Origin of the sequence: Gracilibacillus caseinilyticus, from assembly GCF_022919115.1 — a bacterium.
Lineage (GTDB): Bacteria > Bacillota > Bacilli > Bacillales > Amphibacillaceae > Gracilibacillus > Gracilibacillus caseinilyticus.
The window spans coordinates 2,413,591-2,438,626 of sequence record NZ_CP095072.1 but is presented as its reverse complement, the minus strand read 5'-3'; the positions used below and the strand labels follow the sequence as shown (position 1 = coordinate 2,438,626).

The 25,036-nt window shown below is 39.7% G+C and carries 23 protein-coding genes; 9 read left to right on the top strand and 14 right to left on the bottom strand.

The window, feature by feature from the left end:
- Window positions 1-31 precede the first annotated feature (31 nt).
- Both MUN88_RS11370 and chbG read left to right on the top strand, forming a co-directional pair.
- Window positions 32-766 carry a GntR family transcriptional regulator gene (locus MUN88_RS11370; protein WP_244715090.1) on the top strand — a complete coding sequence of 245 codons (735 nt, stop codon included), beginning with the start codon at window positions 32-34 and terminating at the stop codon, window positions 764-766.
- An 18-nt stretch (window positions 767-784) separates the two neighbouring features.
- The gene (gene chbG / locus MUN88_RS11365; protein WP_244715088.1) at window positions 785-1,483 is read left to right on the top strand and encodes a chitin disaccharide deacetylase; all 699 of its coding nucleotides are present in this window, start codon (window positions 785-787) and stop codon (window positions 1,481-1,483) included.
- A 209-nt stretch (window positions 1,484-1,692) separates the two neighbouring features.
- Here chbG and MUN88_RS11360 read toward each other — a convergent pair whose 3' ends face one another.
- The 3 genes from MUN88_RS11360 to MUN88_RS11350 form a co-directional block, all read right to left on the bottom strand.
- Window positions 1,693-2,421 (bottom strand): MBL fold metallo-hydrolase, encoded by a 729-nt coding sequence (locus tag MUN88_RS11360; RefSeq protein WP_244715086.1) that lies wholly within the window; start codon window positions 2,419-2,421, stop codon window positions 1,693-1,695.
- 280 nt (window positions 2,422-2,701) lie between these two features.
- Window positions 2,702-4,189, bottom strand: coding sequence for an alpha-glucosidase/alpha-galactosidase (locus tag MUN88_RS11355; protein ID WP_244715083.1), 1,488 nt, complete (start codon window positions 4,187-4,189; stop codon window positions 2,702-2,704).
- Between the two features lie 106 nt (window positions 4,190-4,295).
- Window positions 4,296-5,108, bottom strand: coding sequence for a helix-turn-helix transcriptional regulator (locus tag MUN88_RS11350; RefSeq protein WP_244715081.1), 813 nt, complete (start codon window positions 5,106-5,108; stop codon window positions 4,296-4,298).
- Window positions 5,109-5,441: 333 nt separating this feature from the next.
- Here MUN88_RS11350 and MUN88_RS11345 point away from each other — a divergent pair, with 333 nt between their 5' ends.
- Window positions 5,442-6,014, top strand: a complete 573-nt coding sequence (locus MUN88_RS11345) for a Crp/Fnr family transcriptional regulator (protein WP_244715079.1) — start codon at window positions 5,442-5,444, stop codon at window positions 6,012-6,014.
- 26 nt (window positions 6,015-6,040) lie between these two features.
- Here MUN88_RS11345 and MUN88_RS11340 read toward each other — a convergent pair whose 3' ends face one another.
- Window positions 6,041-6,739, bottom strand: a complete 699-nt coding sequence (locus MUN88_RS11340) for a DUF4386 domain-containing protein (RefSeq protein ID WP_244715077.1) — start codon at window positions 6,737-6,739, stop codon at window positions 6,041-6,043.
- 390 nt (window positions 6,740-7,129) lie between these two features.
- Between MUN88_RS11340 and MUN88_RS11335 the strand changes: the two genes are divergently transcribed.
- Window positions 7,130-7,354, top strand: coding sequence for a hypothetical protein (locus MUN88_RS11335; RefSeq protein WP_244715075.1), 225 nt, complete (start codon window positions 7,130-7,132; stop codon window positions 7,352-7,354).
- 187 nt (window positions 7,355-7,541) lie between these two features.
- Here the strand turns inward: MUN88_RS11335 and MUN88_RS11330 are convergent, their stop codons facing one another.
- Genes MUN88_RS11330 through MUN88_RS11315 form a run of 4 tightly spaced genes read right to left on the bottom strand, consistent with a single transcriptional unit; the run spans window position 7,542 to window position 11,704 of the window.
- Window positions 7,542-8,318: a PHP domain-containing protein gene (locus tag MUN88_RS11330; protein ID WP_244715073.1), complete on the bottom strand. Its 777-nt coding sequence runs from the start codon at window positions 8,316-8,318 to the stop codon at window positions 7,542-7,544.
- A gap of 14 nt (window positions 8,319-8,332) precedes the next feature.
- Window positions 8,333-9,142, bottom strand: coding sequence for an energy-coupling factor transporter transmembrane component T family protein (locus MUN88_RS11325; RefSeq protein ID WP_244715071.1), 810 nt, complete (start codon window positions 9,140-9,142; stop codon window positions 8,333-8,335).
- Window positions 9,126-10,823: an ABC transporter ATP-binding protein gene (locus MUN88_RS11320; RefSeq protein WP_244715069.1), complete on the bottom strand. Its 1,698-nt coding sequence runs from the start codon at window positions 10,821-10,823 to the stop codon at window positions 9,126-9,128. Before MUN88_RS11320 ends, MUN88_RS11325 begins: the two co-directional genes overlap by 17 nt.
- A complete protein-coding gene (locus tag MUN88_RS11315; protein WP_244715067.1) occupies window positions 10,820-11,704 on the bottom strand; it encodes a DUF8171 family membrane protein in 885 nt (294 codons plus the stop codon). The genes MUN88_RS11320 and MUN88_RS11315 overlap by 4 nt, the downstream gene beginning before the upstream one ends.
- Before the next feature lie 228 nt (window positions 11,705-11,932).
- On the opposite strand from MUN88_RS11315, the gene MUN88_RS11310 reads away from it, so the two are divergent.
- From MUN88_RS11310 to MUN88_RS11295, 4 genes are all read left to right on the top strand, one after another.
- On the top strand, window positions 11,933-12,763 hold the full coding sequence (locus tag MUN88_RS11310; RefSeq protein WP_244715065.1) for a MurR/RpiR family transcriptional regulator: 831 nt from the start codon (window positions 11,933-11,935) through the stop codon (window positions 12,761-12,763).
- A gap of 49 nt (window positions 12,764-12,812) precedes the next feature.
- Window positions 12,813-13,499 (top strand): response regulator transcription factor, encoded by a 687-nt coding sequence (locus MUN88_RS11305; protein ID WP_244715063.1) that lies wholly within the window; start codon window positions 12,813-12,815, stop codon window positions 13,497-13,499.
- Entirely contained in the window at window positions 13,496-14,848 is a 1,353-nt protein-coding gene (locus tag MUN88_RS11300) for a sensor histidine kinase (protein WP_244715061.1), read from the top strand. The genes MUN88_RS11305 and MUN88_RS11300 overlap by 4 nt, the downstream gene beginning before the upstream one ends.
- Before the next feature lie 102 nt (window positions 14,849-14,950).
- Window positions 14,951-15,556, top strand: a complete 606-nt coding sequence (locus MUN88_RS11295) for a PepSY domain-containing protein (protein WP_244715059.1) — start codon at window positions 14,951-14,953, stop codon at window positions 15,554-15,556.
- A gap of 100 nt (window positions 15,557-15,656) precedes the next feature.
- Here the strand turns inward: MUN88_RS11295 and cyoE are convergent, their stop codons facing one another.
- From cyoE to MUN88_RS11270, 5 genes are all read right to left on the bottom strand, one after another.
- Complete coding sequence (gene cyoE / locus MUN88_RS11290; protein ID WP_244715057.1) at window positions 15,657-16,517, bottom strand: heme o synthase; 861 nt, start codon at window positions 16,515-16,517, stop codon at window positions 15,657-15,659.
- A gap of 12 nt (window positions 16,518-16,529) precedes the next feature.
- Window positions 16,530-17,375, bottom strand: coding sequence for an SAM hydrolase/SAM-dependent halogenase family protein (locus tag MUN88_RS11285; RefSeq protein WP_244724472.1), 846 nt, complete (start codon window positions 17,373-17,375; stop codon window positions 16,530-16,532).
- Between the two features lie 835 nt (window positions 17,376-18,210).
- Window positions 18,211-18,930: an SDR family oxidoreductase gene (locus MUN88_RS11280; RefSeq protein ID WP_244715055.1), complete on the bottom strand. Its 720-nt coding sequence runs from the start codon at window positions 18,928-18,930 to the stop codon at window positions 18,211-18,213.
- Between the two features lie 112 nt (window positions 18,931-19,042).
- Entirely contained in the window at window positions 19,043-21,667 is a 2,625-nt protein-coding gene (locus MUN88_RS11275; RefSeq protein ID WP_244715053.1) for a cation-translocating P-type ATPase, read from the bottom strand.
- A complete protein-coding gene (locus MUN88_RS11270) occupies window positions 21,664-22,980 on the bottom strand; it encodes a hemolysin family protein (protein WP_244715051.1) in 1,317 nt (438 codons plus the stop codon). Before MUN88_RS11270 ends, MUN88_RS11275 begins: the two co-directional genes overlap by 4 nt.
- Window positions 22,981-23,173: 193 nt before the next feature.
- Between MUN88_RS11270 and MUN88_RS11265 the strand changes: the two genes are divergently transcribed.
- Complete coding sequence (locus tag MUN88_RS11265; protein ID WP_244715049.1) at window positions 23,174-24,076, top strand: ArsR/SmtB family transcription factor; 903 nt, start codon at window positions 23,174-23,176, stop codon at window positions 24,074-24,076.
- Window positions 24,077-24,120: 44 nt separating this feature from the next.
- On the opposite strand, the gene MUN88_RS11260 is transcribed toward MUN88_RS11265, so the two are convergent.
- Entirely contained in the window at window positions 24,121-24,804 is a 684-nt protein-coding gene (locus MUN88_RS11260; RefSeq protein ID WP_244715047.1) for a CPBP family intramembrane glutamic endopeptidase, read from the bottom strand.
- Window positions 24,805-25,036 lie beyond the last annotated feature (232 nt).

The window sequence follows — 25,036 nt, the reverse complement described above, 5'->3', positions numbered from 1 at the left end:
CAGAATGGATATTTTATTGAAGGAGCACATTATGGAGAAAAAACAATCATTACATGCCTATATAAAAAACGAGCTGCTTACCCGAATCAAAAGTGGACAATATCAAAAAGGAGAAAAAATCCCGACTGAATTGGAACTGTGTAACGATTTTGACGTAAGCAGGACAACTGTCAGAGAAGCTTTAAACCAGTTAACGATTGAAGGTTACTTGGAAAGAGTACAAGGAAGAGGTACATTTGTAGCAGATAAGAAGGTTAGCCAGACATTATCACAAACGGTCAAAAGGTACGTGGATCAATTGGAAATTCAGGGGAAAACAGCAGAAATCGTCTTACATCAATTATCCGTCATTCCCGCTAATGCTACTATCCAGCAAGCATTGGACGTACCATTAAATGATCCCATCCAGAAAATCGAACGGATCAGAAAGGCGAACAGCAGCCCGACCCAATTTGAAATATCGTATATTCCGTGGAGTGTTGCCCCTGGGATTACGAAGGAACAAGCTGAAACTTCATTATATAATGCGTTAAAAAAAGATTTTCAGGTAAACATCGCAAAAACAACGGAGCATATTGAAATTACCCTTTCTGATGAAAGCACCTCTTATTATTTAGAGTCTGAAACAGGTTTACCTTGTTTTTATATTGAAACGATAGCGGAGGATAAAGAAGGTAAAAAAATCGAATACTCACAATCGTACTTCAGAGGTGATAAGACCAATTTTGTTATTGAACGGTATTATCCTGACAAAGAAGAATCATAATCTAAAGAAGGTGTAGAGATGGATATTTTATTTAATGCGGATGATTTCGGTTTAACCAAAAGTGTAACAGACGGTATAGTCGAAGCTCATTTAAATGGGGTCGTCTCCTCCACCACGTTAATGATGAATGCGAAGGCTACCGAATATGCTGTCACCATGGCACAACAAACCCCTTCGCTTCATGTCGGTATTCACTTAGTATTGACATGGGGAAAACCGTTACGAAACGATCTGCCGGGGCTGACCAATCACAATGGTGAGTTCAAATATAGCAAGCATTTTCTAAAGGAGACGATCACAGATCTCCACGCTGTAAAAGCAGAATGGCAGACACAAATCGAAGCTTTTTTAAAAACTGGTCTGCCCCTTCACCACATCGACAGTCACCACCATATTCATGGCTGGGAACCGCTAAAACCGATCATACTTGAATTAGCACATATGTATCAGGTCCCGGTGCGATACACACCATCCTTACATACAGCATCTGATATTTTGTTAACGGCGCAACTATATACTAATTTCTATGGAGATGGTGTCGATCTTGACATTTTTGAAAAAATCCGTCAAATTCATACACCGTCTATCGAAGTGATGACTCACCCTGGATATGTCGATCAAGATTTAGTAGCTGCCAGCTCTTATCAGCACATGCGAGAGAATGAATTGGAGGCTCTTTGTCATCTAAAATGTCCAGATTGGGCAACCATTATTTAAAAACCTTCACAAACCGAATGGGATTCGCTATAATAAGGGGAGAATAAACGTACATAATAATCTGACAAAAGGAGGATACACATGGGTCTTGCATTAGTAATAGGTGTAAGTGTTACATTTATTGTTGCTATCTTCGCTGCTGGTTATGAAGCAAAGCAATAGTGATACGAAAAAGAAGTCATGCGGTTTACATACATGACTTCTTTTTTTTAAACGAATGGATAACTTTTTCCTGGTTGTGCCAGAGATACGTTTTTACTAAAATGCCGTTGCGCTTCTTTGACAAGGTCCTCTGCTTCTCCAAAGTGTGGCAGATGGGTTAACAGTAATTGCTCTACATCTGCTTCCTTCGCTAATAAACCTGCCTGTCTTCCTGTCATATGACCTGGTATTTGTCCTTCATACTGCATATAAAGGTTCGCTTCTGAAATGAGCAAATCTGCTTTTTCCGAAAAATCAATTAATGCAGGCTCCCAGCCCGTATCCGCTGTCAATACGACGCTTTTTCCATTTGCCTCTATTCTGACGGCTAGGCAGTACACGGGATGATTGGTTTTGATTGTCTGAATGGCAAAAGGTCCTATTTGGTTGGTTTGTGTAATGTCCACCGCTTTCGTATGATCTTTAAAGGTTAGTGTCTGAAAGGAGTCCTCCCTATTGTGCGCATAAATAGGTAATGTTTTCTTCTCGTCGGCTAATTGATTTTGTATTAATTTCGCGTATTGCAAGGCTCCGATATCAGCAATGTGGTCATGGTGATAATGGGTAACGATAACTGCGTCGAGCTGTTGGATGTGTATGTGATTTTGCAGAGAGCTTAAAACGCCACTGCCACAATCAAACAACAAACGAAAGCCGCCCTCTTCTATTAAGAACGACGAAGTGGCACTGTTTGCCTTCGGATAACCGCCCCAAATTCCCAGGGGAATAATATTCATCTTCATTCTCCTTTCATCTAAAAATAAGAAAATTCGCTCTAGCTTAATTATATATAATGCTGTCTATAGTACGGATTATGTAAAATAGAACGGTATGACAATGTGGTCGTTTTGAAATGTTTTAAATGCGTAGCAAAGCTCCGGAAATATGCTCCGAATCCTGTTGGGCACGGCTTCAGCTAGGCTAATTGACATAATTCGTATTACAGGAGCTTTAAGCTTGAAGAAAAACCACCAGGCATTCCTGGTGGTTTTACTATACCTTTTTTTGAAGTGTTGATCAAAAATTTCCTTTGTCCGCTTCTCCTGCATTTTGATTGGCGGCTACTCGATCTTGGGCCATTTCTTCTACCGATTTAACTTTTAGACGTGCCGCTCCTTGATAATCTTTTGTTGGTAGACGCTCTTGAGACTGCTTTCGTTGTTCTGCTGCTTGAATTGCTGCTTGGTATTGCGGTAACCATTGCTTTTCAGCGATTAGCATATCATCAACTAACTGCCAAATCTCTTTTGGATTACACACCGCGCCTGTTAATGGATCTAACATCATCGCTTGCCGCAATAAATAATCATCACCATGAACTGCTGCTTCCACAGCCAGTCGTTGTACCGATATACTATTATTGCATACAGCTGCTGGACCAAGCGGCAAATCACCTACTACCGGCATGTTGATCCCGTTACGGTCTACATATCCCGGTGCTTCAATGATCGCATCATCTGGTAAATTGGAAATGATGCCATTATTCACCACATTAAAGTGACCACGATAGACACGTCCGGTTTCTAATCCTTCTAATATATATGAACCATGCTCTTCCCCACGATTTTCGGCTTTGTATGCAAAAACTGGCTCTTGTAACCAGTTCGGAAAATCTGTTTCAAACCAATGACGGCCCTCTGTACAGACACGCAGATAGCCACCAGTCTCTCCATTGATCCAACTGCTCAGATCAATCCACTCGTTGATTTCCTCCGGACGTTTCCGATACCATGGCAGATATTCGCTCAAGTGACCATTGGATTCTGTACTGAAATAACCAAACCTCTTAAGCATATCGATTCTTACTTTTTCCGTATTCTTATATTCTGAATGACGCTCGAATGCTTCCAATAATTCACCCGTGCGATCCTCACCATCTGTCTTGACATCGATATACCAGGTTTGATGATTAATACCCGCGCAAATAATATCTACTTCTTCTTTTTTCCTGCCTAATGCTTCCGCAATTTGTTTATGGCCATTCTGCACGCCATGACAAAGACCAATCGTCCGAACACCACCGTATTTGTTACAAGCCCACGTCAGCATCGCCATTGGATTCGCATAATTTAACAGCAATACATCGTCCGCTGCCACCTCGCGAATATCTTTGCAAATTTCTAACATTTCAGCAATACCTCGTTGCCCGTACATAATCCCTCCGGCACTTAATGTATCTCCCACACATTGATCAATGCCGTACTGCAACGGAATTTCGACATCATGCTTAAAAGCCTCTAAACCACCAATGCGGACCACATTAAAAATATACTTGGCATCCTGCAGTGCTGCTTTTCGATCGGTGGTCGACTCAATCGAGATGGCTAAGCCATTTTCACCTATATCTCGTTGGCACAGCTGCGTTACCATATCCAAATTTTGTTCGTTAATATCAGTAAATGCGACATCGATTCCTTGAAATTCAGGCACCGACAATACATCTCGCAATAAACCTCTTGTGAAACCAATACTCCCTGCTCCTATAAATGCAATTTTAAATGACATAACGACTTCCTCCTTTTTCATCATTAAGGCTAGCTTAGCACGAAAAAATTGAAAGCGATTTAACTTTTGAAATGTATTACAATAAATATGTATAAAATTCTAACTTTTAAATCTCCCGAAAATGCTCACGGTATGCCGATGGTGATAAACCTGTGTTTCGTTTAAACGTTCGACTAAAATACTGACTGGTATTCATCCCTACATAGTTGGCAATGTCTGTAACTGGAATTTCAGTATTAACGAGCAGCATTTTTGCTTTATCCATCCGGACCTTGGTGATATATTGATTAATCGTATGTCCAAGTGATTGCTTAAAAAGCCGATGAAGATAATTAGGATGCAGATGGGTAACGTTCGCAATGTCTGTTACGGTTATTTCGGTATCATACGATTCATGGATAAACGTTAACGCTTTTTTGATATATTGGTTATCCGCATCACTTTCCAGTTCGCGTCGATTTCGAGCCATCCACATTAACAGCTGAACCATCAAATTATCGATCAATAGTTCATTGTCCGAAGATTGATGATCTAGTTCAAGAACTAATTGACGTAAAGTGAAAAATACTGACTCCTCATCCTTTAACAGTAAATACCTACTGTTTGAGTCCCATAAGTCTTTTAGCTGGGCACCTATTTTATCAAAGGATATATAGCTGTCGTCTTTGTCGTCCATAATGAATTCTAAGTTTAACATCCTGCATGGGTGTGCCTTATCGATGATCAGTCGATGATTCACTTGGCTCTGAATAAAAATATACTGACCCTTACGGATTTGCACCGTTCGCTGATCGACCTCCACCTGACACTTTCCATCGATCACATACATAATTTCCATCGCCTGATGCTGATGCAAAGCCATCTCAAATTCATGCCAGCGTTTATAATAATATGCGACGACTTTTGGAAAATGAGACATCTGTATTTGGCTCCTTTTTTTAACCATATGATAGCAGAGTTTGATTCCAATAACGAATTATTTTAGTTCTTCTTCGAGTTTTTCACATTAATCTTTTTAACAACGGTACACAGATCTATGTACCGCTTGCAATTCAGGTGCTAAAACAAGTGTTAAATACTATGTTATTTCAATCATCATATGTGATACCAAAAATGATTTGTTCTGGTTATTTAAAAAGGTTTTGTGGGATTTTATGTTAAAATATAGCTAGAAAAAGAGAATGAGCTTATTCAATTAACGGGTAACTTAGTTGAAGAAAGGGTTACAAATAATCATTAAGAGGTGAATAGGATGAAAGATATCATCATTCAGTATATGAAAAAGTTTACAGATCTAAGTGATGCTGAACTTGAAAAAATTGCTGGATCTCTACCTATAACCACCTTTGAAAAGGGAAGAATTTTATTACATCAAGGTGAGGTTCCTGACAAATGTTATTTCATCTTAAAAGGGTGCGTACGACAATACGCAGTAGATGAGAACGGGAAAGAGATCACCTATAATTTTTTTACTGAACAGCAAAGTGTCACGATATTTAACAAGAATAGTAATGATAAAGCATCCAATTACTCAATCTGCTGTATTGAAGACTGTGTATTGGTGGAAGGGGACTTATCTATCGAACAGGATATGTACGAATTGTATCCAGGTCTAGAAAAGATGACGCGCAAAATCATAGTAGAAAATATCAGTGAAATGCACTATGATTTTGCTGCGTTTATGGTCTCGACACCTCAAGAGCGATACGAGGCACTATTGAAGAAGAGACCCGGACTGGTTCACAGGGTGGCACAGCACCAACTAGCAAGCTATCTTGGGATTACCCCTGAGTCATTAAGTCGGATTAAAAAGCGCCTTGAATAAGGTTACCTGTGAATTTATCTATGGTCCTATTTTTTTCCTTTCAACAAGAGCCAAATCCCAAATGCAAGTTCCCCAATTGTCATTGGAATGGTTAAAACCATTTCGATGGAGGAAGTCACTTTGTCTAATTGTGGAAAGAAGCCATGTAGTAGATGAATCAGCGTGTAGCTTGCACCTGCTATAACTAACAGGACACTGATGACTTTTGGGATGTGTTTCGACTTTAAGGCAATACTTCCGACCAAGATTAGATGTGCGCCAAATATGATTAATCCTAGTGACCATATAGATTCGAAAGCCAAAATGGATGTCATAAAATCCGAGGGAGTAAATTCAATGAATTCACCAGACGTATGTTGGCGAACTAGATTGCTAGCAATCACTAGATGGGAAACTGCTATGGCTAGAATGAAGGTGTAGACAAGACGAAGCCATCCAGCCAAAAGCGATAAGTCACGATGAATTGATTTCAAGTATACATAAAAAGCCCATGAAACAAGTATATCCGATAGAACAATTACAACCCATCCAAGGATTCCGCATTGGAATAGTGATAACGATGCTTCGATGTTTTGTAAGGTGGTGACAGAATCTCGGCTTACAACTAATGAATTGTGGACATACCCATACGAAAAAGCGGCAGCGATGCCCATAATAATTAAAGATATTCCAGCAATAACGGCGGGAATGTGTTGACTATTGAACGAATTACTTTGGTTTGTCATATAAACACTCCTCTTTACGGTTTTATTGTATTGTAATACAAGAAATAAGGGACTTCATTGACTTAAATCAATAACTTCTAATCTCTTCTGTTAGCTCAAAGATTTTATTGGCGTTTTTAGAGCGTCATCACTAATTAATTAAAGTGATCATTTAAGCAAGAGTGAAATTCATGAGGCTGGATGTCTAAATTATGTGCTGCTGAAATTTTGTGAATGTTCATATGTCTAAAACCAAATTCAATGACAGCACTTAATGCCTCCGTTCCATCCCCTTTGTTCCACTATTTATAGCCTCTGGAAAGATTATGCGTAAAGTAGGAATAGAACAAGAAGGAACCATTAAGCATATGATTCGAAATGCCAAGAATCAATATTAGGATTGTGCTGTCTGTGGATAAACTTGAAGAAATAGGGGTAAAACCAGAAGCAAATGATGTAACTCAAACGATTCAAGAAGTCGGTGGACTTGAGTTTGTTTATACTAAAAACATAGATGAAATTTCTATTAACGATGAAATAGCCTCTGTTAAAGGGGACATTTTTATTTTAGCCATTATTAAACATAACATAAGGGTAGCAAAAGAAAATTTAGGTTATGTGAACTATTACACTTAAAGTAACGGGTGGCTTTAGTTAAAGATAAAAATAAAATAGTACGATAAAAAACACTCAGAACAATCTGAGCGTTTTTGTTTGCCATATACACAGTTAAAACCTATGCTAATTATTATGTCATTTCAATTGTTATTAGCATTTTTCTCTCCAGAAACTGAACCCGTTACTATTAAGGTACAGCTTTTTGTTACATAGATACTATTTCCGTTTCCTTCAAATATTTCTTCATATATTTTTTTACTAATGTTGCTGATTTCACTTTCAAAGGCAATTGCTCCGAAATCTGGACCTGGTATTGTCCTTTTTGAATCGCATGTTTGAGCTGTTCGCTCGTTTCACAATCGACAGAAAAATGATTGAGGATACTGCCATATTGCAAGAACTGGTGGGTATCACTTCCACCGACAATTGGAAGCAAAATTTCATCAGCTAATTGCTGCAATTCCTCTTTGCATGCGTCAACTCCTTTTGCATACAAATCCTTCCCGTTTAGATCGAGCGCATCCAATCGTTGTAACTGGGAGCGTGACACATTACGGGCAAGTGGCGTGCTGTCACGATAAGGATGTCCGCCGATTTTCAATAAATCATACTGATCAGCGAGATCCATCAATTGATCAAAAGCGATGAATTGCTCCTTCGTCAAATTGCCTGTTAATTGCTCACGAACCGCTATAACATTTGCCCGAGAACCTATCAGTAAAATATGCCCTGTTTCACAGACATCCACCTCGACTCCTGGAAACAGTTTTAAACCATCCACCTCATAATAACCATTCACATACGTGTAATTGGCATCCAAAAAGTGATAAATATCCATGAAACGGCTTGTGTTAAAATGTTCCGTTAAGGCCAATGCCGTTAAGCCGTTTTGTTTTGCTTCTGCCATCATTTCGCGAAAATAATCTGGCATAAATGTTGATTTTTTTGAAATTTTGACATGACTATGAAAATCGATAATCATCTGTAAACACCTTCCTATAGTAAAATAAATAATGCGAAAACATACACACTCGATCCGATTAAAAAGAAATAATCATTTCGTTTCATTTTCAGTGCAGCTAGCTTCAATTTGCGAACTTCCGGGTGATTAAAGCCATACATGCTGCCTTTTGTTTCTAATGCTTCCACCGTTGTTCTTGCCCGTTTAGCAGTTGATAATAACAGCGGGTAAAAGGAGAACATCGCGATTTTGACAAAATAGGTGATCGATTTAATATATAAGAAACCTCGTTTTTTCGGAGCTTTCCCACGTAGGCGAAACGATTGAAAAACGTGGTGATATTCCTCAAGTAATGTAGGCAGCATCCGGTATCCGTAAGCGATACTGAATGATACCTGACCAGGCACTTTAATTTTCAACAAACCATCACTTAATTTATCTGGATTCATCGAACAAAAAACAGTAATGCTTGCTAAAGAAATCGTGGATAACTTTAGTGTCAGCACTAACAATGGCAGGATTGTTGATAAATCCCCGCCAAAAAAGAAGGAAACAATTAAAAGATAACCACCCTGGCCCAATAAACCTAAGCACAAAATAAAAATGATCAGCGGACTGATTTTCGCCATATAAGTGGTAATGATCATAAATGCACACATACCGATCAGAACTTTTACATCATGGAGAAACCAAGGCACAATACCAAAGAACAAATACCAGATAAACAATGTTCTTGGATCTAATTTTGCCAAGAAGGTATGGTCATTGCCATAGGCTGTGTTTAATAATTCTATTTTCATTTGTTCAACCGATAATTTATCAGCAAATTTACGCGTATATTCCATTGCTAACTTCCTCTCTCTGATAGCGATTGACAAATTCCTCTACGGTATAGGCTGGCTGTTGCCAACCAAGCTGTTGAGATAACGAAAAAATTTGTGGTGCTTCAAGACCTGCTTTTTCTAATAATCGAAAATTTTCAAATACAGACGCCCGGTCACCATCATGGATAATCCTGCCGTTGTGCATGACAATGATTCGATTAGCAAACTCACAAGCTAATTGCATATCGTGTGTTGCGATAACAACAGCCTTCAACTGGGATTTTAATTCATCTAGCAATCTGGTAATATGCTTTCTCGTAGCGATATCAAGATTAGCAGTTGGTTCATCCAGCAGCATGATCTCCGGATGCATGCCGACACCAATCGCTAGTGATGCACGACGTTGCTGTCCACCGCTTAACAAACGACTGTCCCGCTCTCTTAGTTCTGTCAATTCAAATTGCTCGAGCAGTGCTTGCACGTAATCTTGATAGCCTTTGATTTTACGTGATTTCATATAGAAAGCCACATCTTTTTCGACACAATCATCAATAAACATTTGCTCAGGATTCTGATGAATATAAGTGATCTTCTCAGCCAAAAATTCTGGCGGCAATGATCTCGTATTTTCACCACCAATCATGACTTGACCGTCAGCTGGCTTGACAAGACCGGTCATCAAGCGCATTAATGATGATTTCCCTGCACCATTGTTACCGACTAATGCGATATAATCACCTTCATGAATCATACAATTAATATCGTGGAGCACTTGTCTTTTTTCCCGTGTGATGGTCTTATAGGCAAAAGACACGTGATCATACGTCACAATCGGTTTTTGCCGTGGTATATCAGCTGGTACCGATTCGATTGCACGTTCTTGTCCAGTGAAGCAGCTGTCACATTGCTCTAACGTAACCGGTAAGTTGTCTTTCATGCCTGTCTGCCTTGCTGCTTGTGTTACTTGTGGCGGATAGATTTGATGCTTCAGTAACGTATCCACCTGATTCAGAGCTTCCTCCACCGGTAAGTCAAAATGGACCGTCCCTTTCTCTAGAAGCACTACTTTTTTTGCATAGGACGCGACAAATTCGGTATGATGCTCAATCACGATAATTGTCTTGCCATGAACCTCATTCAGTTCTGCCAAAATATCATAAATGTCTTTTGCATGACGGGGATCCAGCTGTGCTACCGGCTCATCGATGATGATGATATCCGGATTTAATGATAAGATACTAGCTAAGGCGAGCAAGTGCTTTTGACCGCCACTGAGCTGCCAGATAAATGAATCTTGCAAATCAGCTAACCCTACAATCTCGAGAGCATGTAAAGCCCGCTCACGATAATCAGCAAGTCCATAGTGCAGAGGAGCAAAGCAAGCATCCTCCAACACTCGTGGACTGACAATCTGATTTTCAAAATCCTGATAGACATAGCCGACATGATGGGAAAGTTCAGCGACTTTATAATCTGTCGTTTTTAATCCTTTCACTAGCACCTCGCCGGAAAAATCACCGACATAATAATGCGGAATCAAACCATTTAACAATTTACACATGGTCGATTTTCCACTGCCATTGCCACCTAAAACCGCAACAAAATCCCCTTTTTCTATTGTCAGATTTACGTTATGTAATACCGGCTCGTCTGCACCCGGATATTGAAACGTAACATCCTTTATTTTTATTTGATGTGTCATGACGGAATCTTTTCCTCCTGTTGATCAGATACTTTTGATTTAGACTTTTTCGCTAGCATGACGCTAATCGTGATGACTGCAACAAGGAGAGCAGCACCCAGACTTACCCAAATGAAGCCATCACCGTATATTTCCAGAAAATCTGCTTCCCATTCGACATTGAAACCTACTTCCGATAAGTATTCAAAAAGGAAAGCAGCACACGCTAAAATAATTCCAGTTGCGACAATTCGTGGTCCCATTACTTCTTTTAATGGGTAACGATCATGACGATCTCGTGGTTTCATTCCTAATAACGGTTCGATTTTCCCGTATAAACGTCGAACTAAATATAAAGTTGGTAATAGGGCGAACAAAATCCCTGAGAATAACACATCATTAAAGAAAGAAATCCCTTCAATGACGACAACACTTTCCGCAAGTCCTGGAACGGCTTCTAATTCTTCCACTCCGACCCAGACCTTCATAATATCTACTGTACAGCTGATCGCCTGATGAATGATTACCCCGAGGATTGCCGCCGTTCCAACCTGCTTAAGGTTTTTTGGATCACGGACAAATGTACCTGCCACATACATCGCTAAAGAAAAAGCGATAAATTTCTCTAATTCACCAAAACCACCGAATTGACCGAGCATCAATTCACCGAAAATTATTTCACCAAGTGATGCTCCAATTGCAGCATAGAGCGGATGAAACAGAATACATAATGTTAATGGGATAAAAGCGAAATACTCAATGGAAAATTCAATCGGGCCAAGCTTTGCACTAGGCACCAATTCTGTAATCATGTTCGACAAACCATACAACGACATCGACAAAATAAATACCATCATCTTCTGTGACTGTGTTAGTGTGTAACGCTTGTTTATTGTAGCCATTGATCTTACCTCCTTTATTTGGTTACTTTCATTGTAGAATTGTATTATTAACCTACTATTCAAAAAAAGTTAAAGAAATGTAAATTTGTTAACTTTTATTATCATTATGTAATTTTTTTATCATTAAGCTCTGATAGACTTGAATTTTTGCTACAATGATTTCATCTAATTTGCTAATAAGCACCGATAATTATTTACACTATTACAGAGGATTAAGGAGGAGCTTTGATGGTACCGCTACAAGTCGACAAGGCAAATTTAACGCAGAATCAAATAAAAATTGCTAATTATATTTCCAAGCATCTGCAACAGGTATTACTTTCAACGGAGAAGGAGATTGCCTCAGAAATCGGCATCAGCATTGCATCGGTTTCCCGTTTTTGGCCAGTGATCGGTTATCAGAATTTAAAAGCCTTTAAGCAGCAGATGAAAAAGGAATTAGAAGTATCCCCTGCCCGAAAAATAAGAGGCATTCAGCCCAATCCCGCCCAGCAAAAAACATACTTAACGATGGAGAAGAGCATTTCGCTTTTGCAGGAGACTTTCGACAACTTGCATCCTGCTAAATTTCAGCAAGCCATCGACTGCCTGTTCCGCGCAAAGAAAGTTTATGTGCTTGCCACCGGACCATCGAAAGGTTTAGGCGAATTATTCGTCTATCGTATCAAGCGGTTTGGTATCACCATTCAACTGATTGAACATCATGGTAATGAAATATTAGAGGACTTACTCCACTTGACCAATCAAGATGTCGTCGTATTATTCGCCTTCGGAAGATTACTACCCGAGGAGAAGATTGTCCTCGAATATCAACGTGACATCCACTATCAGACGATCATGATCACGGATCAATTAATTGCCGATTTCACCTCTCTTGCTACGATCACACTGTTTGCAAGCAGAGGCGATACCAATGAGTTCCATTCGATGGTCGCACCAACACTTTTGATTGAAAATATGATCCTCGGTCTCAGCATGAAAGAAAAAGAACAAAATATCGAGCGATTGGAACGTCTGAGCGCTTTACGAAAAAAATATGAAAAAGATTTGCCACGATAGGTAATCAGAAGAAAATATGCTATATTTAGTGGCAAAGGAGGATGAACGGATGACACATATTCTTATCGTAGAAGATGAAGAAAAGCTGGCACGTGTTGTGGAGTTGGAACTCGGTTATGAGAATTATCAAACGACAACCGCCCATGACGGGCAGACTGCTTTTCAACTGTTGCAGCAACATACATATGATTTGCTTTTGTTAGATATTATGCTTCCAGGAATGAGCGGATTAGAAATTTTAAGACGCTACCGAAAAACCGACAGTATGACACCTATTCTGTTGTTAACGGCAAGAGGTGAAGTGCATGATAAGGTGTCTGGTCTGGACCTGGGCGCAAATGATTACATAACCAAGCCTTTTCAAATGGAAGAATTATTAGCAAGAATTCGCGCTCAGTTACGACAGAAAGTACCAGCTCAGACCGAAGATCATCTGCTTGGCTTTGACGACTTAACGATCGACTTACAGGCAAGAGATGTGACGCGCAGTACACAGCTAATCGAACTGACCCCACGCGAATACGATTTATTGGTGTTTTTATTACAACATAAAAACCAAGTATTAACGAGAGAACAATTGCTTGAGCACGTATGGGGCTTTGATTATGCTGGGGATACCAATGTTGTTGATGTGTATATCCGTTATCTTCGCAACAAAATCGACAAACCTTTTCAAAAAAACACCATTCAGACGATCCGTGGTGTAGGCTATACAATAAAGGATGCAAAATCATGAAATTACGTACAAAAATCCAAATCTTTCTGACCGTTTTCTTAATACTTGTCATTTTGATTATAAATAGTGCTGTTTATCTTCTTTATGAAAACAGAGTCAGTGAAAATGAACTAAATCGCGTCCACAATGATGTCGAAAATATTATGGAAGCCATTGCTAAAAACAAGACAGCAGATATTGAAAACGAACGACTGCTACAAGCATTGCTTCCTGCTAACAGTATGATTCGGATCATTGACCCACAAGGCGAGATGATAGATGAGAAAGCAAAAGAACCGTCGTTTCTTAACTGGCCTTCTCATTATACAAAAACAGAAGAGCAACGTTTGGCGACTAGTGCAGATGGTAGTCCTTATGCACAAATTGCTGTTCCTCTGATTTGGACCGATGGATCGATTGTGACGTTACAGGTCAGCGAAGCATTGTACGCCATGGAGGATGGCCTGTCTATTTTACGGATTGTCCTCTTTTTATCTGCTGGTTTAATGCTGATTCCAGCACTTGTTGCGGGCTATTATCTGGCCAAATTGGTGACAAAACCGGTACAATCATTGACAACCGAAATGAAGCGAAATCCGCACCATGGCAAATGGGAAAAGTTATCACTCCATCAAAAAAACAATGATGAAATCAGCCAGATGCAGCAAGCTTATAACGCCATGATTGAACGAATCAATGAAAATATCGAAAACCAGGACCGATTTGTTTCCGATGCTTCTCATGAATTACGTACCCCACTGTCAGTAATCACGAGCTACACAGAATTGTTACACCGACGCGGAAAAGATAAACCGGAAATATTTGATGAGGCGACGGGTGCAATTTTATCTGAAGCAGAGCGGATGAATCACTTAACTGAGCAAATGCTTCTTTTGGCCAAGAATCAGGGACAGGAAAGCATATCCATGACACCAATCAATATAAGTGAAATGACACGGGATGTTGTCCGTTCGCTATCAACAGCATATCAACGTGAAATCAAGTTCACCCAGCATACCGCTAATGATGTTACGATCAGTGCGGATCGGTCAAAGATACAACAGGCTATCTATATTGTAATGGATAATGCTTGTAAATACAGTGATGAGGATGTTCTAGTCCAGATTAAGGAGTCTGATAGCCATATACACCTTTCGATTACAGATCAAGGAGAAGGGTTAGCAGAAGAGGATCAAAAGCAGATATTTGAACGATTTTATCGTGTGGATAAAGCAAGAAGCAGGCAAGCAGGCGGTACAGGATTGGGGCTTGCGATTTGTCATCAGATCGTACAATTACATGGTGGTGATATCAAGCTGGACAGTCAGCCCGGCAATGGTTCTACCTTTACGATAGAGATTCCTAAATAAGAAAACACTATTTATTTTCTCATCAAATTCTCATTTTCCTCTCACGATGCACTCATAGTGATTGGATAGACTATAACTAACAAAGAAAAGGAGAGATGAGTTATGAAAAACAAAACGTTTTATATTATTCTTACAGGGTTAGTTGTAGTCGGTGCTGTTCTTGGTATTCTTCAATTCACATCCAATCAGGCGAGCGCTTACTTGTCAGAGGATGAAGCGAAACAAAAAGCAACCAGCCAGTTTTCTGGTGATATCAAAGAAATCGAATTAGAAGAAGAAAATAACCGAAAAGTATATGAAATTGATATAGAAGGAACGGACCGTCACTACGATTTAACCATTGATGCCGAAACTGGGGAGATCCTGGAACTTGATGAAAAAATGACAAACAACCAGTCCACAGCTGCTAAAGATGATCAATCACAAGACGACTCAGCTGATGGTACTGCTCAGGACGACACGAACAACCAACCTTCTGATGATGCAGCACAGTCCAATAAGCAAGCATTAATATCAAGTGACGAAGCAAGATCGATTGCGTTAGAGGAATATGATGGTGACATCATTGAATTTGAATTGGATGAAGACGACGGTCAAACCTATTATGAAATTGAAATCCGTACCACTAACAATGAAAAAGTCGAGTTGGAAATTGACGCTTATACCGGCGATATGATTTCGATCTCACGTAAAAATGATGATGATTAAGAAAAACCGGAGCTACGCACGCTCCGGTTTTTTATTTTATGGCCACTTTTGAATGTTTTACGGCCACTTTCGCTACTTTTATGGCCACTTGAGCTGAAAGCTATACAAATATCACATACAGAAGAAATACCGTCAATAAATAAGCTAGTGAACTTGCAAACAATAAATTCGCCCACTTTTTAATCGACCCTGTTTTAAATCCACTTAAGCCAATTACTAGCCAGCTGATATTGACGACCGTGACGAGGATATAAAAAATGGGGCTGAATCCTGATACGAATAATGGAATCAAGAGGAGTAAACCAAGGTAAATATTTGTCCGTCTTACGGTTACATCGTACCCTCTCACGACAGGGAGCATCTTCAGTCCTGCTCTCGCATAATCATCATATTTACGAATGGAGATGGCATACGTATGTGGCATTTGCCATAGGAACATGACCGCGAACAGACTGAGCGGAATTGAATGTATCGTGCTATCCACGACAGCCCATCCCATTAACGGCGTGACAGCTCCTGATAAGCTGCCAACATGCGTATTCCACGTCACCCTTCGCTTCGTCCAGACGGTATAGACAACAACGTATGTGTACCAGCCGATAAAGCCGTAAATAGCAACTTCTAAGTTAATAAAAAATAACATAGCTTGTCCTATGACGCTCAGGGCTATCCCAAGTCCCAGTATTGTCTTTAATGATAAAGAGCCCGTTACAGTAGGACGTTGTTTTGTTCGTTCCATTAATTTATCCACATCGGCCTCTAGCCAGTTATTTAATGTTAAAGCACCGGCTACCAGCATCCCGCTTCCGACAAGTAATAAGCCAAAAGGAAGCAAGTAATCTATAAATGAAATGTCATAATATCTAGCTGCAATTATAAAACCTAACAGTGCAGGTAATACATTAGCTATGAGGACAAATCTTTTAAATAAGTATTTTAATTCTGTTAACAAGCTGAACATCGATTGATCCCCTTAACTCTTTTTCTTAATATTTATTCTCCAATTTGAACCGGTTCCGATATTATAGGCTTTCGCAAATGAGCCCTGATTAATCGCAATTGCCATATTATCTAATGAATTCACATATAACACAGGCTCACCGAGCTGAATCGCGGCAAAAGAGCGACCAAATGTCATTTTATTACGATAAACACTTCTGACATTATTAACAATCTCAATTTCCACCGCTTCATCATAATCAACACCTAATTGTAAAAAGAGCTCTCTCGGAATATTAGTCCATAGATTGCCAAAACGTACATCTAAGATATCAATCGTTCCTAAAATACTGTCTTCTCTCAACTGTGGTTCATAAAGCGGTAAGCTAATTACATCTTCTACTTGCAATGCAGGCCCTACTTCATCAAATGCGATGACACCTGCTGCTAACCTTGCTCCGGTATACGCATATATATCGCGACCGTGGAAAGTATGAGAGGCCCCAGATTGTGGCAATCGATTGACATTCTCGTCGATTTCACGAATTGCCTGGATCCCCACCTTTTTTGCAATATGTGTTAATGTGCCATTGTCTGGCGTTACGATAAACTGATCACTGTTCGTTTTGACCACCACACTTTTGCGTTCTGATCCAACTCCAGGGTCTACTACAGATACAAAAACGGTATGAACAGGCCAATAGGCTACAGTCTGCAGCAAGCGATAAGAGGCTGCCCAAATATCGAATGGCGGTATATCATGTGTATTATCATAAATCGGAATCACCTTACTTACACCATGCGCTACACCTTTCATGGCACTAACCGCACCATCCTCTATTCCAAAATCTGATTGTAAAACTAAAGCACGCATCACGATGACTACCCCTTTCTCTCTTTAGTCTCATTATACTATTTTCTTTCAGTGAATTGAAAGGATATATATTTAGTTATGAAAAGAGCAATATATCTATGCGCGAATTAGGGAAGATTGTCAAATTCACTAAAGAATAACTTGCCAGAACTCTTCTCTAACTAACTTTAGGAAGCTACCTATAATACGATTTATGTAAAGTGGAACTATATGACAATGTGGTTATTTTGATAGGATTTATACGCTTAGCAAAGCTCCGGAAATATGCTCTGCGTCCTGTGGAGCATGGCTTCAGCTAGGCTACTACTAGAATTACTTCTTTGCTGCCTTGTGCCGAGGAGGCCCGCTTTGAAGCGATACTAGTAGACACAATCACAGAGAAAGTGGATCTACAGCTCGCGCTGACGCATGTGGAGTTTCAGCATATTTCCTACGCTTCAGTGAAGTGCTACAACTTATGGAACAGCTAAAAGCAGTTGTGCTAAGCATTATACATGATTTAATCAAGTATGATAGCGCTCAAAATGCTACCTCTTACATCAGTTGTAGAGCCTAGCATTAGCGCAGGCCAACCACGTAGACTCCCGCGGGATTGTGCAGGTGCTGAAGATCCACTTTGTGAAGTGCTTTTCTTTACAAAGTTAGCTTCAGCCGTGCCCCGCAGGACGCGAAGTGGTTGGCCGGAGCGGTATTCCCAGCACTTGAATCAATTCAAAATTACCACTTAGCTAGACATAATCTGTATTATAGGAGCCCTATTTTGAAAGGAAATTTTCCTAAAATAAAAAAACACCACAACAAGTACGTTGAGGTGTTAGTATCTCACAAAAAAGTTTTATTATTAAAGCGACATCTGTTTTCCAGTGTCGTCTACAAAGGAGAAAGATTCGTTATTCTTACCTTTTTTCAACAGGGTATATAGATTTTCCGCCGTTTCATTCGGGTCTTTAGGTGCTTGATTTCCACCCATATCGGTTTGCATCCAGCCAGGGTGAATGGAAATCACTGCAATGTCATCCTGTTGTAAATAACGCTTTAATTTTACTGTCAGCATATTTAATGCAGCTTTACTCATCCCGTACGGATAATCGAGAGGTCCGGTATTCGTTATACTTCCTGCTTCTGAGCTGATATTCAGAATAGCCTGTGTGTCGGATACTCGCTCTTCTATACCCACTTTCAATAATGGAAAAAAATGTTTAACTACACGCAATGGTCCGAGCGTATTCACATCGAACGCTTGTGAACAGGCATGGATATCCAATTCTTCGATCGTGGATTCACGTTCATTCAATACAGCGGCATTATTAATGACCACATCCAAATACTGATCCGTCCATTTAACCGCATCAGCAGCCTGTTTGACTGATTTTTCATTCGTGACATCCATATGAATAATGCGCAACTGTCCTTCGAAGATAGCTTTTAGTTGTTGTAATTCCTTAATATGTTGTTCCGCTACCGAACGGACAGCAGCAAACATAATATGTCCTTGAGCGAGTCCCTGTTGTACTAACGCCAATCCTAAACCTCTATTCGCGCCGGTCACTAACACTTTCATCGATTCACCACTCCTCAAAAATGAAAACCTTTACATTTATTTTAACATAATTTGCAAGGTTGTGGGACGAAAGAAACAGACACATTAACATGGTGTCTGTTTCTTCCCGTGCTTATTTATTTCGGAACATCTTGACTACTTCCATTAACAGCACACTCGCTACTGCTAGGCCTGTAGCAATGGCCATTTCACTCCAGCCGAAGCTTTCTGGAATATGAAACACGCCTCTAGCGAACGGCATAATCGTAATCGAATATAAAACAAATCCAACCAGTACGGCACCGAGTACATATTTATTTTCAAAAAATCCAGCACCAAATGCCGTCTGCACGTTGGATCTGGCCGGGAAGGTTTGCAGCGTACGCGATAAAATAAGTGTTGTAAAGGCCATCGCCACACCCATTTCTTCAGAGTGCTGCAGACCGATATAGTGGGAGATAATAACTGCCACACCGATTAACAAGCCGCGAATGATTACAGAGCGCATCGTGCCTCCTGCAAATATACCCTCATCAATTTTTCTTGGTTTTCGTTTCATCACATTCGGTTCTGATTTTTCCATCCCTAGTGCAATGGCTGGTAACGAATCATTGACAAGGTTAATAAAAAGTAATTGTAAGGCAGTAAAAGGGTTTGCCAAATTCATGATAACCGCGAACAGTATTGCGATGATAGCACCCAAATTTCCGGCAAAAAGGTAAGCAATCGACTTCTTAATGTTATCAAATACAGTCCGTCCGACACTGACTGCTTTCACTATCGACACGAAGTTATCATCGGTTAAAATCATCGCTGCTGCATCTTTTGCCACATCGGTTCCACTGCCCATTCCAATTCCAATATCAGCTTGTTTTAAAGCGGGTGCATCATTTACCCCGTCCCCTGTCATGGCTGTAATCTGATTTTTGTGCTGCCAAGCTTTCACAATCCGGATTTTGTTCTCTGGTGAAACCCGTGCATAGACAGAAATGTGCTCTAATTTCTCATTTAATTCTTGCTCTGACATCTTATCAAGCTCTTTACCCGTAACAGCAAAATCGTCTTCTCCCATTAATCCGATATCTCTACCGATTGCCTCTGCTGTTGTCTTATGATCGCCAGTAATCATAACAGGCTTAATCCCTGCTTTTTTCGCTTCTTCAATCGAGCCGTAAACAGCGTCACGAGGCGGATCCATCATGGCAGTAAAGCCGATTAAGGTAAAATCTTGTTCATCGTCAAGCGAAATCGATTGACCTTCCTCAAGTTTCTTGTAACCAAAGGCTAACACACGTAATGCTTGTCTGGAATAGTTCTCATTCTGTTCCTCGAGCTTCGTTTTCCACTCATTTGTTAGAGACTGTTCTTCATCACCTGCGAGCAGATGGCTGGCACGGTCGAGCATCACATCTGGTCCACCCTTAATCAGCATAAGTCGCTCTCCGTTGATCGTATGGACCGTTGACATCATTTTCCGATCAGAATCAAATGGTAACTCCGCTTCACGGCCATGATTTTCCCGCAATGCTTTGTATGGTTCATTTTGTTCATTTGCGAGACGGATCAGCGAAATTTCTGTTGGATCACCAATCTCGTTATTATCTTCATTAATATAAGAATCGTTACACAACGCCGCGGTTTGAATCAGCAATTGCTCTGCTTTCGTCCATTTTTCCCCATCAAACGCGTCTTTCACTCCCGGAAGATAGGCTTCGGTAACGGTCATTTGATTTTTCGTCAATGTACCGGTTTTGTCTGTACAGATCACACTGGTTGAGCCTAAGGTTTCAACTGCTGGCAAACGGCGAATAATCGCATGATGTTTGGCCATTTTGTTGGTACCTACCGATAATACAATCGTGACAATCGATTGCAATGCTTCTGGAATTGCCGCAACCGCTATTGCCACCGAGAACATCAAGGCATCAAGGACAGCTTGCGTCATATCTACGTCAGCATCACTAAAAAATAATCGACCGACTTGAACAGCAAAAATTAATACGCAGAGTAATAAAATCACAATACCAAGTTTTTTACTAAAGTCATCCAGCTTTCGTTGTAACGGCGTTTCTTTGGCTTCGGCAGTTTCGATCATTTCAGCAATCTTACCGATTTCCGCCTTCTCACCTGTCGCTGTTACAACAAAGGTACCACGGCCATTGACGACGAGTGAACTGGAGAACACCATATTTGTCTGATCACCAATTGATACTTCTTCTGTAATTGGATCAGTGATTTTATCAACTGCATTAGATTCTCCTGTCAGCATGCCTTCATTGATCTTTAACGATTCCGCTTCGATTAAGCGACCATCTGCTGGAATATAATCACCAGCTTCCAACAACACAATATCTCCAGGTGCAAGCTCGCGTGCCATGATCGTCTGGTTCGTGCCATCACGTATGACCTTCGCTTCTGGTGCTGACATATCCCGTAACGCTTCTAATGAACTTTCCGCTTTTTTCGTTTGCACTACACTAATGACAGAGTTCAATAAAATGACGACAAAGATGATGATGGATTCAATAATTTCTCCTAATAACAGCTGAACGATCGCAGCGATGAGAAGAACGACCACCATTGCATCTTTAAATGTTTCTAAAAAGAGCTTCCATGTCGGAACTTTTTCTTTATCTGCAATTTCATTGTACCCTTCCTGCTCCAGCCGATTACTGGCTTCATTGTCTGATAAACCTTTGGAAGGCTCAACCTCCCATTTTTCCAACACCTCTTGCTTGGATTTTTGATACGTACTCACGTTTTTTCCCCTCCTGCATCTAATGTAATCAATACTTTCTCAATTCGATAATCGGACATCTCTTCTGTTTTAAAGGTTACATTTTTGTACGTAACAGTTGGTCGCTCGTGCAATTTAGGAATATAACCAAGCTGATGCACCATAAATCCATTGATGGTTTCAAATTCTTCAGATGGTAACTCCAGATGAAAAGCATCTTCTAATAAATAGAGGTTCGTTGTTCCTTCTACTTCATATTGATGCTCATTCACTTTCTTCAAGCTGCTTGATTCATCCTCACCAGGCAGGTGATGTTCGCTTAATATTTCCCCGACAATTTCTTCGACCATATCCTCAATGGTAACTAATCCATCAATACCACCATATTCATCGACGACGATCGCAATATGGATGTTATGCTTTCTCATGTCTCGAAAAGCAGTATCGATTGGCTGTGATTCCATTACATAATAAGGTTTGCGCAACAGATGATGCCACGATTCCTCTTTTGATTGAAGAAAAGTAAACATTTCCTTGATATGTAATATCCCGATAATATGATCTATATCTCCTTCATAAACAGGGAAACGTGTATATCGTTTTTCGTTAATAATCATTAATATTTCTTCTGTACTGTCCTTTTTATTGATCGCCGAAATATCAGTTCGATGGGTCATCACATCCGAAACGGTTTTATCGTTGAATTCAAAGATATTATGAATCATTCTCTTTTCATCGTTTTCAATAGTCCCTTTTTCCCCACCGATATCGACTAACATCCGAATTTCTTCTTCGTTTGCTTCATCTTGTTTCGCATTCGGATCAACACCAAACATCTTCACGATCAGATTGGTTGAAACATTCAGGATTTTGACAAAAGGAAAGCTGATTTTAAATAATACTGAAAGTGGTGTGACAGTTTTATAGGCAATCGCTTCTGCCTTTTGCAGTGCCAACTGTTTCGGTACTAACTCCCCGATTACGAGTGTAAAGTAGGATAAAAGAATGGTAATAGTCACCACAGCGATCGATTGAAGTAAGGATAATGTTACAGGAACACCGATATCGACCAGCCATTCTGCTAATGGACCTGCGAATCGGTCTGCTGCGAAGGCACTGGCCATAAAACCTGCCAATGTAATACCAATTTGAATCGTAGCTAGAAAACGGCCAGGCTCTGCTAATAACGCTTGAAGTTTTATCGATTTTTTATCGCCTTGCTCTGCCCGCTTTTTTATTTTATTATCATTTAATGCCACTAACGAAATTTCAGATGCGGCAAAAAATGCATTGATGAGTATTAGTACAACCAGAATAATGAAAGAAAATAGCAAATGACCACCTCGTTTTTTTGAATACCTACCTTTGTTATACCCAAAATAAACAGGAATAAGACAAGAATTTTTTGAGAAAGACGTGAAAACCATTACAAAATATGACATAATATATTATGATAGAAATATAACGCATAATGTGTGATAATTAACATATTGTAATTTAGTACGTAGAAAGTAGTTGGTGATACTTATGCAATTAGAAATAGATCAATCATCCTTACCCGTATATGAAGCATTAGCGAGTCAAGTCAGACTGGAAATTATCCAGTTATTGTCTAAGAACAAAATGAATATTAAAGATCTCTCCAGTGCATTGGGGATCAGTAGTCCGATTGTCACAAAGCATATTGAGAAATTAGAACGCGCTGGTATTATTCGAACAGAAAAAATTCCAGGCAAATCTGGTCTGCAGCGAATTTCGATTCTAAAAGTGGACCATATTGAAATCAATTTCCCAAAAAAGATTTATCATTCCTTTGCTACATACGAGACAGCAATTCCGGTCGGTCACTACACAGACTATCACGTTGTTCCAACATGTGGCTTAGCAACGACGAAGGATTTTATCGGACCTGTTGACCAAACGAAATTTTTCATGGATCCACAACGGATGGATGCACGCATCCTGTGGTTTACACAAGGTTTTCTCGAGTATAAAACACCTAATTATTTGAATGAAGAAGATCAGTTGCAACAAATGGACATCAGCTTTGAAATATCATCTGAATTTCCATTTTCCAATGAGGTTTGGCCATCTGATATTACTTTCACGCTGAATGATATGGAATTAGGTACATGGCAAAGCCCTGGAGATTTCGCCGATACCAGAGGAAAATACAATCCGGACTGGTGGCCTCATAATCTCAATCAATACGGCTTGTTAAAAACAATCCGAATTACGTCACACGGTACGTATATGGATGGGGAACCAATGTCTGATATCACCATTCATGATTTAGATACGTCTTCAGAGGGCTGGAAGTTTCGTGTAGAAGTAAAAGAAGATGCCGAAAACATCGGCGGTGTCACATTATTTGGCCGCGAATTCGGTAACCATGATCAGGATATTAACTTTAAATTGTATTACATCTAATAGTATGACAATAAGAAGCCAAATCAAGCATTTGGTTTCTTTTTTTATCCATATACTATCATTATTATCACGACTACCATCACGTTCCAAAGACTATGTGCTATTATAGCAGCTGTTAAGCGTTTAGTGTAAATATATATAAGTGTATAAGCAGTACTTGGAATTACAATATCTATCCATTCCACCATACTACTAGGTAAATGTCCTATCGCGAAAAAGATGATAGATCCAAATGCTGCTATGGAAATAACCAATTTAGACGATCCGAATATTTTAGCCAATCCTCCAATAAAAAAGCCTCGATTATATAACTCTTCCGTAATCCCGCCTCCCAAAACTCCTAGCGGAACATACCATAATACATTGATCCATTGATGATCGATCATGGTTAAAATATTGTCAATATCAGGTCTTGAAGCACCCCCAGTATTCGGAAATATCCAAAGAAACTGGATCAATATCCAGGCAATTGCTACACATGTTCCTAACCACACATCTTTTCGCCAGTTAGTTGCTGTGAAACCTATGTTTCGAAAATTAAGCTTTAACTTCCTTAATCCAAAGTATAGAAGTGGTATCACTAAACCGACCTGGACAAAACCTATTATAGCAAGATTAAATCCTTTATAACCGCCAACTAACCCCATTTGAAATGGTACTTGCGATATTACAAAGAATAAAAATCCTATTACAATAACTAACAACCATGTTACTAATGACTTAACCATTCATTCACCTTCTCATCATAATATGTTGACACATGCAACCAATATACCATTCCTCTTCCGTTAGCGTTCACATTAATTCAATCGTTATCCTTCTATTTCTTTGTCCCACACTTTGAGGGCACCATTTCTTTTTGCGAAATATGATCATGATAATCGGCGTTTTCTATCAACTGAGTGGTTCATATTTTATACATCAACGAAAAATTATTCTATCCTTATGAAAAAAGAGCTC